The sequence below is a fragment of the Streptococcus sp. HMSC074B11 genome (assembly GCF_001808705.1).
Taxonomy (GTDB): domain Bacteria; phylum Bacillota; class Bacilli; order Lactobacillales; family Streptococcaceae; genus Streptococcus.
Genome location: NZ_KV794219.1, coordinates 13,075 through 29,286 on the forward strand (window position 1 = coordinate 13,075; position 16,212 = coordinate 29,286).

The window sequence follows — 16,212 nt, forward strand, 5'->3', positions numbered from 1 at the left end:
AGGAGGTTTTCTAGTGACCTTAGTAGAAAATTTTGTGACCAAAGTTATTGCAGAAAGTAGCTTTGAAGAGTTGGATCGGATTTATCTGACCAATCGTGTTTTAGCACTGGTGGGAGATGGAGTTTTTGAAGTTGAGACTGACCAAGATGATTTGATTGAACTAAAAGATCAGCTTGTCGAGGAAGCCGTTCGATTGGAAACGATTGAAGATAGTCAGGCTGCGCGTGAGATTCTCGGTGCTGACCTCATGGACTTGGTAACCCCTTGTCCAAGTCAGGTTAATCGTGATTTTTGGGATACCTATGCCCAGTCACCAGAGCAGGCAATTGCAGATTTCTACCAACTCAGTCAGAAGAATGACTACATCAAACTGAAGGCCATCGCAAAGAATATTGCTTATCGTGTACCATCTGACTACGGTGAACTGGAGATTACCATCAATCTCTCTAAGCCTGAAAAGGATCCAAAAGAGATAGCGGCAGCTAAGTTGGTTAAGTCGAGTAACTATCCTCAATGTCAGCTCTGTATGGAAAATGAAGGCTACCATGGTCGTGTCAATCATCCAGCTAGAAGCAATCACCGAATTATTCGTTTTGATATTTCTGGTCAGGAGTGGGGCTTTCAATATTCGCCTTACGCTTACTTTAATGAGCACTGTATTTTCCTAGATAGCCAGCACCGTCCTATGGCCATTAGTCGCCAAAGTTTTGAACGTTTGTTAGCAATTGTGGAGCAATTTCCAGGTTACTTTGCTGGTTCAAATGCTGATTTGCCAATCGTGGGTGGCTCCATCCTGACCCATGATCATTATCAAGGTGGGCGCCATGTATTCCCAATGGAAGTGGCTCATTTACAGAAAAACTTTACCTTTGAAGGTTTTGAAACTGTCAAAGCAGGGATTGTTCAGTGGCCTATGTCTGTGATTCGACTAACTTCAGATTCTAAAGAGGATTTGACGGACCTTGCTGAGAAAATCTTACTGGCTTGGCGTCAGTATTCTGACCCAAGTGTACAGGTCTTGGCAGAAAGCAACGGGACACCGCACCATACCATTACACCGATAGCCCGTAAACGAGATGGCCAGTTTGAGTTAGACTTGGTTTTACGGGATAACCAAACATCTCCAGAGCATCCAGATGGTATCTATCATCCCCATAAGGATGTCCAACATATCAAGAAGGAAAATATCGGCTTGATAGAGGTCATGGGCTTGGCAATCTTGCCACCACGCTTGAAGGAAGAAGTGGAGCAGGTGGCAGCTTATCTAGTCGGAGAGGATGTTTCAGTAGCAGATTATCACCAAGAATGGGCAGATGAGTTGAAAGAATCCCATCCTGGATTGACTGACAAAGACCAAGCTCTTAATATCGTCCAAGAATCTGTTGGAAAAATCTTTGCGCGAGTTTTGGAATATGCAGGAGTTTACAAGCAAACAGAAGAAGGACAAGCTGCCTTTATGCGCTTTGTGGAGCAGGTTGGTATTTTGCCCGAATAAGTGCTTCTCTCTTGCGTAGAGTCTTGAAAAGTAGTATCATAGTGTCGTTTGAAATATCAGGAGGAACGTATGAAAGATTTTCACTTTGACGCTATATCTGCCTTTGAAAACTACGAAATTGAAAAAATGAGAGACGGTCACGTGGTGGTGACAACAAAAGTAGTGGACTCTTCACTCAACTACTATGGAAATGCCCATGGAGGCTATCTATTTACCCTATGTGACCAAATCAGTGGTCTTGTGGTGATTTCGCTAGGATTAGACGGGGTGACACTCCAGTCTTCCATCAACTATCTGAAAGCCGGAAATCTAGGAGATGTTCTCACTATCAAAGGAGAATGTGTCCACCAAGGACGCACTACTTGTGTCGTCGATGTTGATATCATCAATCAAGATGGCCGAAATGTCTGCAAGGCAACCTTCACCATGTTTGTCACAGGACAACGGTCAGAAGATAGACAGGTGAGGATATAGGAAACATAAAAAAGAGGCAAACGCCTCTTTTTTATGTTGTTTAATGTAAGCAACTTGTTTTAATCAATTTTCTTTATAAAATCACCGATTTTTCTTACAATCTCAGTAACAAGAGCATTTCCCATAAAGAACATTCTCATTTTATCAGAAACATCTACAATAGACCCATCAGCTAATTTCTTTTTAGCTGTCCAATTATCTGGGAAATCTTGAAGACGTTCTGCTTCAACTGGAGTTATAAGACGGTATTTACCATTAACTTTAAGAAAATGGGTTGAACGATTAACGGTACCTTCAGAAGTCAACATTGTTCGACCGGGTAAGTTTAAATCGTCATAGGGAGCCATACCACCTTCAGAATAGATGTAAGTATGACCGTCTGCAGAAGTACGTTCAATTCGTTTTGGTCCCCTTAGAAATTGGAATTTTTCCAATTTTGCTGGATCTGTAATGAAATATTTATCAGGAACATCCTTTTCATCCTGAAGAATTTCACCTAATGTAATTGGTCTTCCATTAAAGTTAGGCTCTGTATCGATAGAGTAGTATTTTCCATATCTCATAATACCTGTGTTCCAAACGGTACCTGTAAAATTATCAGATACCTCTACGATATCATCTCCAAGTTCATGAAAAACATGTCTATTTTTAACTGGTCTATTTTTTATTGGAAATTGAGTTGCAAATAAACCTGTTTGAAATAAATACTCATCATATTTATGTTCTTCAGCTACTGCTTCATTGTTTTCATATTGTTCATCAATTGATTTTGCAAAATTAGTATCATTACGATAAACGAAGAAGAAAACACGACGACGTCTTTGGCTTCGTCCGTAATCAGCCGCATTGATAACTCTCCATTCAACTGAATATCCCAAATTATTGAAAGCTGTTAGCATGATTGCGAAGTCTCTTCCTCGTTGTTTAGAAGGGGCTTTTAGCAATCTGTCAACGTTTTCGAGGATAAGATATTTAGGTTTAATATTTTCGGTAGCACGAATGATTTCCCAAAAGAGGACTCCTTTTTTTCCTTCGATGCCTTTTTCATTTTTTTTACTTCTAGCGACAGAATAGTCTTGACAAGGAAAACCTCCTACAATCATATCTGCATCCATTTTCGAAAATTCTTCGTCTGTAATATCAGAGATACTAATATTGATATTCTCGCTGTCGGGGAAATGACAATCATATACCTCAAATGCATCTTGAGATTTACGAGACGGTTCCCACTGGTTAGCCCACTTTGTTTCAAAGAACTGGTTATCAGATTTTTCTAATCCTATTCGGAATCCTCCGACCCCAGCAAATAGTTCGAGAACTTTCATCTTTTCTCCTTACAATTTTTCAGTTTAATCCATTATATACTATTTTCAACGATTGATCAAGTATTAATGCTTGCTTTGTATTTAATCTGATATAATATAGGGAGTAGGAGAAAAGAATGAAACAAAATTTATTTAATTATAACGATGAAGATATTGATAGTGTTGTAAATTACTCTCACAAACTTTTGAATAGAAAATTTGCTGAGGTTATGGAAGAATATAATCGTTCTCTCTATAAAACATACGAGGATTATCAAAATCAAGAAGCTAATGAATATGAGAAAAAAGAAATTAAACCATCGTCAAAGGGACAGTATGGGAATTATTTAGAACGTTATTATTATGGTTATCAGCCTAACAGTAATGCTGCAGCCGATTTTGAAAAAATTGGAGTAGAGCTTAAGGTAACTCCATTTAAAGTTAATAAGAATGGAACCATCTCTGCAAAAGAACGACTAGTCTTGACGATTATTAATTATTGTGAAGAGAACTTGGACGATTTTTATCAAACTCATCTATGGCAAAAATGTTCTAAAATACTTTTATTATTTTACAACGGTTTGATTCCTGAAAATACAGTTTTGGATTACATGATTGAAAAAGTGTTTCTGTATGAATGGTTTGAGGAAGATATGAATGTCATTTTAGATGATTACGCTCGAATTACTCAGAAAATTAAGGAGGGACGTGCGCACGAATTGTCTGAGTCTGATGGGAACTATTTATCAACTTGTACCAAAGGAGCCGGTAAAGACAAAGATTGGAAAAAACAACCTTTTAGTGATGTTTTGGCCAAACAACGTGCTTGGGAATTAAAGTCTAGTTACATGACGTATTTGATTAATCATAAAATCTTTGCTAGTCATGAACAGGAGAGTGTATTAGCTACTGCAAAAGGAACGAAAAAAACATTTACCCAGCTTATTGAAGAAAAAATTTTGAAGTATGAAGGATGGAGAGCGGAAGACTTATATGATGCGTTCGGTGTTCCTCGTCGCTCAAAATCTAGAAATAATTTACTGATTCGTAAAATGATTGGTATTACTGGTGATATAGAAAATACTCAGGAATTTCAAAAAGCCAATATGAATCTTAGAGTTATTAGTGTGAATAAAAAAGGGCTACCTACTGAAGACTCACCGTTTAAAGTTTATGATTTTATAGAATTGGCAAAAAATGATAACTGGGAAGAATCTCATGTTTTTCAAGAAATTTGTGACAAACGCTATATGTTTGTTGTATTTAAGGAAGAAGAACCTGGAGAATATGTTTTAAGTCAAGTGAAGTTTTGGGGATTCCCTGAACGTTTAGTCGATGAAGCAAAACGTGTCTGGAATGAAACACGTACCATTATTAATGAAGGGGTACAGTTAACTCAGACAAAAAAAGGTGTTTCGACAAACTTTCCTCAAAGCAAAGTGAATAAGTTCTTGTTTACCAAAATTCATGCATCAAACTCTTATTATGAGATTGAAAAAAATGTTTTTGTAGGAAAAGGAAAACTATCAGATACGAACCCCCTTCCTGATGGGCGAAGAATTACCAAGCATTCTTTTTGGATGCCAAAAATGTTTGTATATGAAATAATTAATGAAAAATGGGATTAAATAAAAAACTGCTTGCAAAGCAGTCTTTTTATTTTTATATAAATTATATTTTACAATATTTTCATTATATTGTAAAATAAATATATATATTTAAAGGAGTTAAAAATGGAAGATAAACATGAACGATTTTTAAGATTGGCTGAATCTAGAACAAATACAGTTATTCAGAAGATACATTTAATTGGTGATCTAGCTAATAGAAGTAACTACGATTATAATGAGGATGAAGTTTCTGAAATTTTTAAAGCAATAGAATTAGAAATTCAAAGAACAAAAAAGATGTTTGAAGTTGAATTTATAAAAAAAGACAATAGATTTTCGTTTTCAAAAAATAAAAAATAAAGGAGTATATATTATGGCTAAAAAATGGGCATTCCCACATGGTAGGGATTTGACTCCAAGGGGAGCAAATGATCCATCTATAAATTCGTTTCTTGATAATGTTATTGATTCATTAACGAGAGAAGTAATACAGAACTCTCTAGATGCGAAAATAAAGGAAAATAATAATCCTGTTGAAATTACATTTGACTTTGATGAAATATCTACAAGGGATATTCCGGGAATAGATGAAATCTATGATACGGCTTTACCATTAGCGGAGGAATTCTGGAGAAAAAAAGAAAATATTGGAACTTTAGAGTATCTGAAATCATTTAGAGAAGTCCTTAGATCAGATAAAATTAGAGTGTTAAAGATTAGTGATTTTAATACATATGGATTAAATGATAAAAGCTATGATGCACTAGTTCTAGGAAATGGATATACAGAAAAGATTGATGATAATGCGGCAGGAAGTAAAGGGATTGGTAAAGCTGCTCCTTTTGCCAATTCAGACTTGAGATTAGTTTTTTATAATACTGTTCCTACCAACTCAAGTCCGAAACATGTTGGCGTCTTAAACTTTGTATCATTTAATTGCGATGCAGATGATGAAACAATTGTAACTCAAGAGCGTGCTTTATATAAAGAGGAACAATATAAACATATATCTGGGCAAATTAATTTTAATTTTAAAAGTCGTGATTTATCACAATATGGGACAGATTTATTTATTTTAGGATTCCGAGATACTGAAGATGATTGGGAAAAGCGAATTTTACTTTCAGCAGTGAATAATTTTCTAGTCTCTATTTTAGAAAATAAATTAATAGTTAGAGTGAATAATGCTCGACTCAATTCTGATAATATCAGTGAAGTTATTAGGGAGCTTGAAGAATTAAAAAAATCTCCTGATGAAAAAATAATTTTTAAAAATACTCTGAATTACTATGATGCATTGACTAATGAAAATAGATTAGAGTTTGAATTAGATAATCGTTTTCTAGCTTATCCGTTTGTTGAATCAAAAAGCGATGGGAAATTAATACTTTTGAAGAGAGAAGATGCTAATAGAGCCATATTACAGACTAGAATATCAGGTATGAAAATCTATGACAGAAGAAATGTAAGCGGTAATATTCTATTTACCGGAGTCTTTCGTGCTACTGGTATAGGTTTAGATAAGTTTTTAAAGAGTCTCGAGAATACAAATCATACTGATTGGAGTAGCGATCAGGCTTCTAAGGAAGATAGAAAGGTAGCTAAAAAACTGCTAAAAGATTTATATGATTGGTATAAAGAATGTGTTAAAAGTTCTTATGAACAAAATGTAGAAGATGTAATAGATGCGATTGGAATGAAAGATTTTTTGCCACTTTTGTCATCAGATTCAGAAAAAAACGTTAAAAGGAAGGATTCAGGAATAAAGAATTCTATTAATTCGGTAGAAATTAATAGGAATAAGAATAAGACAAATAATCTTTATAATCCAATCGAAAAAGAGGTAGATTCTATTTTGAAAGATTTTAATTTGGATAACGAAAAAGATGATAGGAAACCTAAAAAAGAAACCTCAAATAAAAAGAAGGGAATATTAGAAAGATTAGGTTTTAATCAAAAGACAAAAGAAGAAAAATTAGTAGATGTTACTCAATTTTTTGGAATAAAAATTGTTGCGTTAAACAGCAAAGAAGGACAATATAGATGTATATTGAAACCTAAAAAAGAATTCAAAGAGATAGATTTACAATTCAACTTTGTTGGAGAAGATGGCACAATTACACAAGCTATAATACGAGAGCTTACCTCTCAATCTAATATGGTTAAAAAATCAAATACTGATTTTAGAGTATTAGACATTAATAAAGATAAGAGGGTAATTATCGATATTAAAGTAAACTCCAATTTATTAATGAAGATGGAAGGAAAAATAAATGAAATTAAAATCTGATATGTTCCCATATCCTGTTTTAAGTAAAGAACTGGATGATTTTATAACAGGAGATTTTGAAGTAAATATTTCTCAAAAAAAAATGAGCTTAAATAGCATACTTTTGACTTTCAACTTCAGTTTGAGTAATAGTGAAATAGATGAGTTGATAAAGCAAAATAAAGCAAAATTCGCAATTCATATTGAAGGGCAGGCATCTTCTTATAGGAAGCTCTTTTTCCTTGAAAAAGGAGAAACAAGAAAAGAGATTGAATTAATTAGTGAATCTACGCCTAAAAAACTATTTGTCAACATGATGATTATCGCAACAAGTGCAATAAAAAATTATAGCAACAAAGGTTTTAATCCTGATTACTACGGAAAAGATTTTGTAATTCCAGAAATTGAAAAAGGCAGTATTTTAGCTTATGATACTATGGCTGAGTTGCAAGTTGATTTTGCTAATAATGAATATGGTAGCTTGAAATCAATGGTTCGTATTGCTAAATATAACAAAAAATATATGGAAGTTGATTTAGATGGAGATGTTATACAAATAAATCTACCTGAAAAATCTTATTTAGCTTATGTCTGTTTATCTAATTCTAGTAAAGTACAACAACGCTTACTCTTAACAACTATAATTCTACCTGCAATAACAGTAGCGATTGAAAAAATTAAGAGGTTAGAAGTTGATGATAGTAAAGAGTGGTATAAATCTCTTGGAGAGTTATTAAAAAAGATTGATTACAATATTGAAGATTTACAAGAAGAAAGTTCAATGATGGTTGCTCAGCAATTGCTTGATTTTCCTTTAGAATCTTCTCTTTATGAATATTATATGTTTGAGGAAATGAAAAATGAGTAAATTAAAATATGTTTCTGATGAATTTTTAGATGATTTTAAAACAAATTTTCATAGTAAATACTTGCCGTACTATATAAATAATGATAAAGAAAAGATAATTAACCTATTTTCTGATACTAATAATGTCTATGATTCGCTAAATGAGTTTGAGTATAAAGAACTCATTTTAGAATCCTTGGATTCTGAAGCTCCAAAAAAGAATGTTGAAATAATTTGGGAATCTTTAAAACATTTAACTATTGCAGAGGCAGAGAATGAAAAAATTTGGGTTGCACTTGAAAATACATATTATTTAGATTATCATTTGGACCAGCTAAGTAATATTAACGGTACAACCAGGGAAGCAAGCATAACAGCTAGAACTATATTTAATAGAGGTAATAAACGATCTTTAATGATAAATAGTATTTCTTCTCTATGGTGGATTGCTTACTATACATTTGATGAAGATTCTTCAAATCCATATTACTATACAAAAAGATTTTTATCAGGGAGTTACAGAGGAAATGCTGTTGCGTATTTTTCAAGCAACTTAGTATCTAATAAAGATATTGTTCTAGGGAGTTTACAAGCTATATATGAACTAATTGATGAAGGTAAAATGATTGAAAATAGGTATTCCTACACCAATGCTAACAAAATATTGAATTTAGTTGGTGGGGTAATAGTTTTAGACTTTTTAACGAGAGAAGATATAAAAGTTATAGTTAAAAGTCATTTGATGGAGACCGAGGGTATTAAGGCGATTTATCGTATGTCTTAAATTGATTTATTAACTATCATTTTTATACATAAAAAAGAGGTTCACGCCTCTTTTTTTATTACTTTCCCACTCTAATGCTTTATTATTCTATTCACTAAATCTTAAAAAATAGCCATCTGGATCTAAAACTGCAAATTCATGAGGGTAGATATATTGTTCGCCAACTCGAAATTCTCTTTTAGTCAAAGGACGATGAATAGGATAGTTAGACTCGATTACTTTCTGATAGAGTCGAGGAACATCCTTTATGCCAAAGGAGATATTGACTCCACGACCAAATGGGGAGGTCAGTTCAACTAATTCATCCTTGGTCCCCTCCTCTAACATTAGCTGGCAATCTTCAAGCGATAAGAAGAGGAAGTTTTCTTCTGCTCGTTCGTATTCGATGGTAAAACCCAACAAATCACAGTAGAAGGAACGGGACTGTTCTATATTTGAGACCATAAACTCGGGAATAACTGCATTGTAGTCCATAAAGAAAATCCTTATAATTCAATCTCCAAGACAATCGGTGTATGGTCTTGGCGTGCTCCTGAATCGATCATATCTGACTTGGTAACCTTGTCTGCTACACGGTTACTTGTGAGCCAGTAGTCGATTCTCCAGCCTGTGTTGTTGATTTTTGAAGTCTTACTGCGTTGTGCCCACCAAGTATAGCGTTCTGGCACATCGCCATGGATATGGCGGAAGGTATCTGTAAATCCTTTGGCTAAAAGGTTTGTAAATCCTTCACGTTCTTCGTCTGTGAATCCTGGTGAACGACGGTTGCTAGCCGGGTTGGCAAGGTCAATTTCCTTGTGGGCAACGTTGTAGTCTCCAGTTGCTAGGACAGGCTTTTGCTTGTCTAGTTCAGCCAAGTATTCCGCATATTTGACATCCCAAACTTGTCGCTCTTCCAAGCGTTTGAGTCCATCACCAGCGTTTGGTGTGTAAACTTGAGTCACGAAAAATGTATCAAATTCCAAAGTAATGATGCGGCCTTCCAAGTCCATAGTAGAAGGTGCGCCAATTTCTGGGAAGCTGATAGTTGGAGTGAGTTCTTTCTTATAGAGGAACATGGTTCCGGCATAGCCTTTACGAGCAGGCTCTTGAGAGGAACGCCAGGTGTTTTCGTAGCCTGGGAAGAGTTCTTCCAGTACCTCAAGGTGTTTTTTTGTAGGGCCTTTGGCTGAAAGCTTGGTTTCTTGGATGGCGATAATGTCAGCATCTTCGGCAACCAAGGTTTGGAGAACGTCTTGTGACAATTTCGCACGCGCAGAGTCGCTCGTGAGTGCAGCGTTTAGGGAATCAATATTCCATGAAATCAGTTTCATAATGTTTACCTTTTCATTCAGATTATAGACAATATTATACCAGAAAAAGAAGTAATTCCCCAGCGTATAGTTTGAAAAATCCAGGTCATTCCTTTATAATAAAGAATGATTTATGTAAAAGATTGAAAATAAATGAAATGTTACTCCTTTGAGTATCTTTATCGCTGAATATGACAAAGTTTAAGTTAGTGTCATCACCTATGAATAGGAAAAACCTGAGGCAGTCGCCTCAGGTTTCCATTTGTCATTAGAAAGGAATTTTATGTCCATCATCCAAAAACTCTGGTGGTTTTTTAAATTAGAAAAACGCCGTTACCTAGTTGGAATTGTAGCTCTGGTTTTAGTCTCTGTGCTAAACCTCATCCCACCTATGGTCATGGGGCGCGTGATTGATGCTATCACTTCGGGACGATTAACACAAGATGACCTCCTGCTTCATCTCTTTTATCTCCTGCTGGCAGCTTTCGGGATGTACTACTTGCGTTATGTTTGGCGCATGTATATCCTAGGGACCTCCTACCGACTTGGACAAATCATGCGTTCAAGACTATTTGAGCATTTTACAAAGATGTCGCCTGCTTTTTATCAGAATTATCGAACCGGGGATTTGATGGCTCACGCCACCAATGATATCAATGCTCTGACTCGTTTAGCAGGTGGTGGTGTCATGTCTGCGGTGGATGCTTCTATCACAGCCTTGGTGACTCTCTTGACTATGCTCTTTAGCATTTCTTGGCAGATGACCTTGGTTGCCATTCTACCTTTGCCGTTTATGGCCTATGGGACTAGTCGTCTGGGGAGAAAGACCCATAAGGCTTTCGGAGAATCACAGGCAGCCTTTTCTGAACTCAACAATAAGGTTCAAGAATCTGTATCAGGTATCAAGGTAACCAAGTCCTTTGGCTATCAGTCTGATGAATTGGCATCTTTCCAGGAAGTCAATGATTTGACCTTCCAAAAAAATCTGCAAACCATGAAATATGATAGCCTCTTTGACCCGATGGTTTTGCTCTTTGTTGGTTCTTCTTATGCCTTAACTCTCTTAGTCGGTGCCTTTATGGTGCAAGCGGGACAAGTAACCGTTGGGAATCTGGTTACCTTTATCTCTTACTTGGATATGTTGGTCTGGCCTTTGATGGCGATTGGTTTCCTCTTTAATATCACTCAGAGAGGAAAAGTTTCTTATCAACGGATTGAGAGTCTATTGTCCCAAGAATCACCTGTCAAAGACCCAGAATCTCCACTTGACGGGATTGAAAACGGGCGTTTGGACTATGCCATTGATCGTTTTGCCTTTGAAGACGAGGAGACACTGAAAGATATTCATTTTAGTCTCGAAAAAGGGCAAACTCTGGGCTTAGTTGGACAGACTGGTTCAGGAAAAACCGCTTTGATTAAGTTGCTCCTACGTGAGTATGACGTTGATCAAGGATTCATTTATCTAAATGGCCATGACATTCGTGACTATCGACTAGCTGACTTGCGTAGTTTGATGGGATATGTCCCACAGGATCAATTTCTCTTTGCCAGCTCTATCCTAGATAATATCCGTTTTGGAAATCCTGACCTGCCTTTCTCAGAAGTAGAGAAAGTAACCAAACTGGCTCAAGTCTATCAAGATATTCAAGACATGCCCCAGGGATTTTACACGGTTATCGGTGAAAAAGGTGTCAGTCTATCTGGTGGACAAAAGCAACGTCTTGCCATGAGTCGGGCTATGATTTTAAATCCTGATATCTTGATTTTAGACGATTCCTTATCGGCGGTAGATGCCAAGACAGAGTTCGCAATTATCGATAATCTCAAGGAAACTCGCAAGGACAAGACAACCATTATCACTGCCCATCGCCTCAGTGCAGTTGTCCATGCGGATTTGATTTTGGTCATGCAAAATGGTCGCATCATTGAACGAGGCACCCATGAAGACTTACTAGCCTTGGATGGTTGGTACGCACAAACCTACCAGTCACAACAATTAGAAATGAAAGGAGAAGAAGATGCGCAATAAACAAGAACAATTGGCTGTATTGAAACGCTTGTTGTCCTATCTCAAGCCTTACGGTCTCCTCACCTTTTTAGCACTCGCTTTTCTCCTTACGACGACTGTTATCAAGAGTATCATCCCCTTGGTAGCTTCGCACTTTATCGACCAGTATCTGCATAATCTCAACCAGCTCGCTGTTACAGTTTTGCTAGCCTACTATGGTCTCTACATTCTTCAAACCATTGTCCAGTATGTGGGGAACCTTCTCTTTGCGCGTGTGTCCTACAGCATTGTTAGAGACATTCGACGTGATGCCTTTGCCAATATGGAAAAGCTAGGCATGTCTTATTTTGATAAAACACCTGCAGGCTCTATTGTCTCTCGCTTGACCAATGATACTGAGACTATCAGTGATATGTTTTCGGGGATCTTATCTAGCTTTATCTCGGCAGTCTTTATATTCGTGACGACCCTTTATACCATGTTAGTTCTGGACTATCGTCTGACTGCTTTAGTCTTGCTCTTCCTGCCTTTGATTTTCCTTTTGGTCAATCTCTACCGTAAAAAATCCGTCAAGGTTATCGAAAAAACCAGAAGTCTCTTGTCAGATATTAACAGTAAGCTGGCTGAAAATATCGAAGGGATTCGCATTATTCAAGCCTTTAATCAAGAAAAGCGCCTGCAAGAAGAGTTTGATGGGATAAACCAGGAACATCTGGTCTACGCCAACCGTTCAGTAGCTTTGGACTCCCTCTTTTTACGTCCAGCTATGAGTTTGTTGAAGCTTTTGGGCTATGCGGTTTTGATGGCTTACTTTGGTTATCGTGGTCTTTATTTAGGCATAACAGCAGGAACCATGTATGCCTTTATCCAGTATATCAATCGTCTCTTTGACCCCCTCATCGAGGTAACACAAAACTTTTCTACACTTCAGACATCTATGGTGTCAGCAGGTCGTGTTTTTGCACTTATCGATGAGACCAACTATGAACCGGTCCAAGAAGATGGACAAGCGGAGATTCAAGAAGGAAATATCCGTTTTGAACATGTGTCTTTCTCTTATGACGGAAAACATCAGATTCTCGATGATATCTCCTTTACCGTCAATAAAGGTGAAACTATTGCCTTTGTCGGACATACAGGTTCTGGGAAATCTTCTATCATTAATGTTCTCATGCGCTTTTATGAATTCCAGTCTGGTCGAGTTCTCCTAGATGGTGTGGATATTCGTAAGTATAGCCAAGAGGAATTGAGAAAAAATATCGGTCTTGTCCTACAGGAACCCTTCCTCTATCATGGGACCATCAAGTCCAATATCGCTATGTACCAAGATATCAGCGATGATCAGGTTAAGGCTGCGGCAGAATTTGTCGATGCAGATTCTTTCATTCGGGATCTTCCATTAGGCTATGATGCCCCTGTGTCTGAGCGTGGTTCGAGTTTCTCAACTGGTCAACGTCAGCTTCTTGCTTTTGCTAGAACCGTTGCCAGTCAACCGAAAATTCTGATTTTGGATGAAGCAACAGCCAATATTGATTCTGAAACAGAAGCCTTGGTCCAAAATTCTCTAGCCAAGATGAGACAGGGCCGGACGACCATTGCCATTGCCCATCGTCTTTCTACCATTCAGGATGCTAACTGTATCTATGTCCTTGATAAGGGACGTATTATTGAGAGCGGCACACACGAGGAACTTTTAGCCTTGGGAGGAACCTATCACAAGATGTATAGTTTGCAGGCAGGGGCTCTTTCTTAGAGAAGAATTCCTTTAAAATACAGATTTCTTGCACTGCCTCTTTCATTTTGTGGTATAATGTAGAATGTTTAAAGATTACATATTAAAAAACAGAGGAGAATGTGCATGCTGAAATGGGATGAACTACCTCAAGAAATGCAATTAAGTGAGGTAAAACCATACTACCAGCTTGTTTCTAAAAGAAAAGGCTCTCTGATTCTCAAGCGCTGTCTAGATTTGTTTCTAGCATTGGTCTTGTTAATCTTGACCTCACCCGTATTTCTAATTCTAAGCATTTGGATCAAGCTAGATAGCAAGGGTCCAGTCATTTACAAGCAAGTGCGGGTAACCCAGTACAACCGACATTTCAAGATTTGGAAATTCCGGACCATGGTGACCGATGCGGACAAGAAAGGAAGTCTAGTAACTTCTGCCAATGACAGCCGTATCACCAAGGTTGGAAATTTCATTCGCCGTGTTCGTTTGGATGAACTTCCACAATTGGTCAATGTTCTCAAAGGAGAGATGTCCTTTGTGGGAACTCGTCCAGAAGTACCACGCTATACTGAGCAGTACAGCCCTGAAATGATGGCTACCTTGCTCTTACCAGCAGGGATTACATCGCTTGCCAGCATTAACTATAAGGACGAGGATGCCATTATCAGTCAAATGACTGCAAAAGGTATGTCGGTCGACCAAGCTTATGTCGAAAGAGTCCTTCCAGAAAAGATGCACTATAATCTAGCCTACCTACGTGATTTTAATTTCTTCGGAGATATCAAAATCATGTTCCAGACTGTATTTGAAGTTTTAAAATAAAGTAGTCCTAAGATTGAAAACCGATAAAAGGAGTAAAACAATGCCAAAGTATAATATTCCATTTTCACCACCCGATATTACCGAAGCAGAAATTGCTGAAGTAGCAGATACCCTCCGTTCTGGTTGGATTACAACAGGACCTAAGACAAAAGAATTGGAGCGTCGTCTGTCCGTCTATACTCAGACACCTAAGACAGTCTGCCTTAACTCTGCAACAGCAGCTCTTGAATTGATCTTGCGCGTGCTTGAAGTGGGGTCTGGCGATGAAGTTATCGTTCCAGCTATGACTTATACAGCATCATGTAGCGTTATCACTCACGTAGGTGCGACACCAGTAATGGTTGATATCCAAGGTGATACCTTTGAAATGGACTATGACAAACTTGAGCAAGCGATTACTGAGAAGACTAAGGTTATCATCCCAGTAGAACTTGCAGGGATTATCTGTGACTATGACCGTTTGTTCCAAGTTGTTGAGAAGAAACGTGACCTCTTTACAGCTACTAGCAAGTGGCAAAAAGTCTTTAACCGTATCGTTGTTGTATCAGATAGCGCCCATGCTTTGGGTTCAACCTACAAGGGACAACCAGCTGGTTCCATTGCAGACTTTACATCATTCTCTTTCCACGCAGTTAAGAATTTTACAACTGCTGAAGGAGGAAGTGCGACCTGGAAAGCTAATCCAGCTATTGACGATGAAGAAATGTACAAGGAATTCCAAATCCTATCTCTTCATGGTCAAACGAAGGATGCGCTAGCTAAGATGCAACTAGGTTCATGGGAATACGATATCGTAACTCCTGCCTACAAGTGCAACATGACGGATATCATGGCTTCAATTGGTTTGGTACAATTGGATCGTTATCCTAGCTTGCTTCAACGTCGAAAAGAAATCGTAACTCGCTATGACCGTGGATTTACAGGAACTCGTATTCACCCATTGGCGCATGAGACAGATACTGTTGAATCTTGTCGTCACCTTTACGTTACCCATGTAGAAGGTGCTAGTCTTGAGCAACGTAATCAAATCATCCAAGAATTGGCCAAAGCTGGAATCGCAAGTAACGTTCACTACAAACCGCTTCCACTTTTGACTGCCTATAAGAATCTTGGCTTTGATATGGCAAACTATCCTAAAGCTTATGCCTACTTTGTAAACGAGATTACACTACCGCTTCACACCAAATTAACGGATGAAGAAGTAGATTATATCATTGAGACTTTTGTCAAAGTTTCTGATGAAGTTCTAGGTGCTTCACAAAAATAATTAAAAAAATTAGTAAAAAATTAGTGAAAACGGTTGACAAAGAAAAAACAATAACATATAATTAACTCAACAAATCAGAAAAGTAATTATTTTTAATCTTCAGGGAGCCTGTGGTTACTGTGAACAGGTGGTTGGAACTAGTGAAATTGGGCTGATTTTAAAAGTGAATTTGAAACAATGAAAATTCGGTAGGCACACCTTACAGTGCAACTTGTTGTTAGACAAGGCAGAGATGTAAAGGGGATATTCTCTTTACAAATGAGGTGGTACCGCGTTACAAACGCCCTCACATGGAAGTAGATTCCGTGTGT

14 protein-coding genes and 1 other annotated feature are annotated in these 16,212 nt (G+C 37.3%); of the genes, 11 read left to right on the plus strand and 3 right to left on the minus strand.

What is annotated here, in order from left to right; translation table 11 throughout:
• Nucleotides 1-13 precede the first annotated feature (13 nt).
• Nucleotides 14-1,495, plus strand: a complete 1,482-nt coding sequence (locus HMPREF2619_RS00340; RefSeq protein ID WP_070458051.1) for a UDP-glucose--hexose-1-phosphate uridylyltransferase — start codon at nt 14-16, stop codon at nt 1,493-1,495.
• Between the two features lie 69 nt (nt 1,496-1,564).
• Entirely contained in the window at nt 1,565-1,969 is a 405-nt protein-coding gene (locus HMPREF2619_RS00345; RefSeq protein ID WP_006152721.1) for a PaaI family thioesterase, read from the plus strand.
• A 59-nt stretch (nt 1,970-2,028) separates the two neighbouring features.
• Here the strand turns inward: HMPREF2619_RS00345 and HMPREF2619_RS00350 are convergent, their stop codons facing one another.
• The gene (locus HMPREF2619_RS00350; RefSeq protein WP_070458054.1) at nt 2,029-3,294 is read right to left on the minus strand and encodes a DNA cytosine methyltransferase; all 1,266 of its coding nucleotides are present in this window, start codon (nt 3,292-3,294) and stop codon (nt 2,029-2,031) included.
• 116 nt (nt 3,295-3,410) lie between these two features.
• On the opposite strand from HMPREF2619_RS00350, the gene HMPREF2619_RS00355 reads away from it, so the two are divergent.
• The 5 genes from HMPREF2619_RS00355 (at nt 3,411) to HMPREF2619_RS11460 (ending at nt 8,783) form a co-directional block, all read left to right on the plus strand.
• Nucleotides 3,411-4,901 (plus strand): Sau3AI family type II restriction endonuclease, encoded by a 1,491-nt coding sequence (locus HMPREF2619_RS00355; protein WP_070458057.1) that lies wholly within the window; start codon nt 3,411-3,413, stop codon nt 4,899-4,901.
• Between the two features lie 105 nt (nt 4,902-5,006).
• Complete coding sequence (locus tag HMPREF2619_RS00360; protein WP_070458060.1) at nt 5,007-5,243, plus strand: hypothetical protein; 237 nt, start codon at nt 5,007-5,009, stop codon at nt 5,241-5,243.
• 13 nt (nt 5,244-5,256) lie between these two features.
• The gene (locus HMPREF2619_RS00365) at nt 5,257-7,173 is read left to right on the plus strand and encodes a hypothetical protein (RefSeq protein ID WP_070458063.1); all 1,917 of its coding nucleotides are present in this window, start codon (nt 5,257-5,259) and stop codon (nt 7,171-7,173) included.
• Nucleotides 7,157-8,020, plus strand: a complete 864-nt coding sequence (locus tag HMPREF2619_RS00370) for a hypothetical protein (RefSeq protein WP_070458067.1) — start codon at nt 7,157-7,159, stop codon at nt 8,018-8,020. Before HMPREF2619_RS00365 ends, HMPREF2619_RS00370 begins: the two co-directional genes overlap by 17 nt.
• Nucleotides 8,013-8,783 (plus strand): DUF6339 family protein, encoded by a 771-nt coding sequence (locus HMPREF2619_RS11460; RefSeq protein ID WP_222563149.1) that lies wholly within the window; start codon nt 8,013-8,015, stop codon nt 8,781-8,783. Before HMPREF2619_RS00370 ends, HMPREF2619_RS11460 begins: the two co-directional genes overlap by 8 nt.
• 87 nt (nt 8,784-8,870) lie before the next feature.
• Here the strand turns inward: HMPREF2619_RS11460 and HMPREF2619_RS00380 are convergent, their stop codons facing one another.
• Both HMPREF2619_RS00380 and HMPREF2619_RS00385 read right to left on the minus strand, forming a co-directional pair.
• Nucleotides 8,871-9,257 (minus strand): bleomycin resistance protein, encoded by a 387-nt coding sequence (locus HMPREF2619_RS00380; protein ID WP_070458070.1) that lies wholly within the window; start codon nt 9,255-9,257, stop codon nt 8,871-8,873.
• Nucleotides 9,258-9,268: 11 nt separating this feature from the next.
• Nucleotides 9,269-10,096, minus strand: coding sequence for an exodeoxyribonuclease III (locus HMPREF2619_RS00385; protein WP_070458073.1), 828 nt, complete (start codon nt 10,094-10,096; stop codon nt 9,269-9,271).
• Between the two features lie 262 nt (nt 10,097-10,358).
• Between HMPREF2619_RS00385 and HMPREF2619_RS00390 the strand changes: the two genes are divergently transcribed.
• The 4 genes from HMPREF2619_RS00390 (at nt 10,359) to HMPREF2619_RS00405 (ending at nt 15,901) form a co-directional block, all read left to right on the plus strand.
• Nucleotides 10,359-12,104, plus strand: coding sequence for an ABC transporter ATP-binding protein (locus tag HMPREF2619_RS00390; protein WP_070458076.1), 1,746 nt, complete (start codon nt 10,359-10,361; stop codon nt 12,102-12,104).
• Nucleotides 12,094-13,836 carry an ABC transporter ATP-binding protein gene (locus HMPREF2619_RS00395; RefSeq protein WP_070458080.1) on the plus strand — a complete coding sequence of 581 codons (1,743 nt, stop codon included), beginning with the start codon at nt 12,094-12,096 and terminating at the stop codon, nt 13,834-13,836. The genes HMPREF2619_RS00390 and HMPREF2619_RS00395 overlap by 11 nt, the downstream gene beginning before the upstream one ends.
• Before the next feature lie 105 nt (nt 13,837-13,941).
• On the plus strand, nt 13,942-14,634 hold the full coding sequence (locus tag HMPREF2619_RS00400; protein WP_000922181.1) for a sugar transferase: 693 nt from the start codon (nt 13,942-13,944) through the stop codon (nt 14,632-14,634).
• A gap of 40 nt (nt 14,635-14,674) precedes the next feature.
• Complete coding sequence (locus HMPREF2619_RS00405; RefSeq protein WP_070458083.1) at nt 14,675-15,901, plus strand: DegT/DnrJ/EryC1/StrS family aminotransferase; 1,227 nt, start codon at nt 14,675-14,677, stop codon at nt 15,899-15,901.
• Between the two features lie 60 nt (nt 15,902-15,961).
• Nucleotides 15,962-16,192, plus strand: a binding site (T-box leader).
• Nucleotides 16,193-16,212 lie beyond the last annotated feature (20 nt).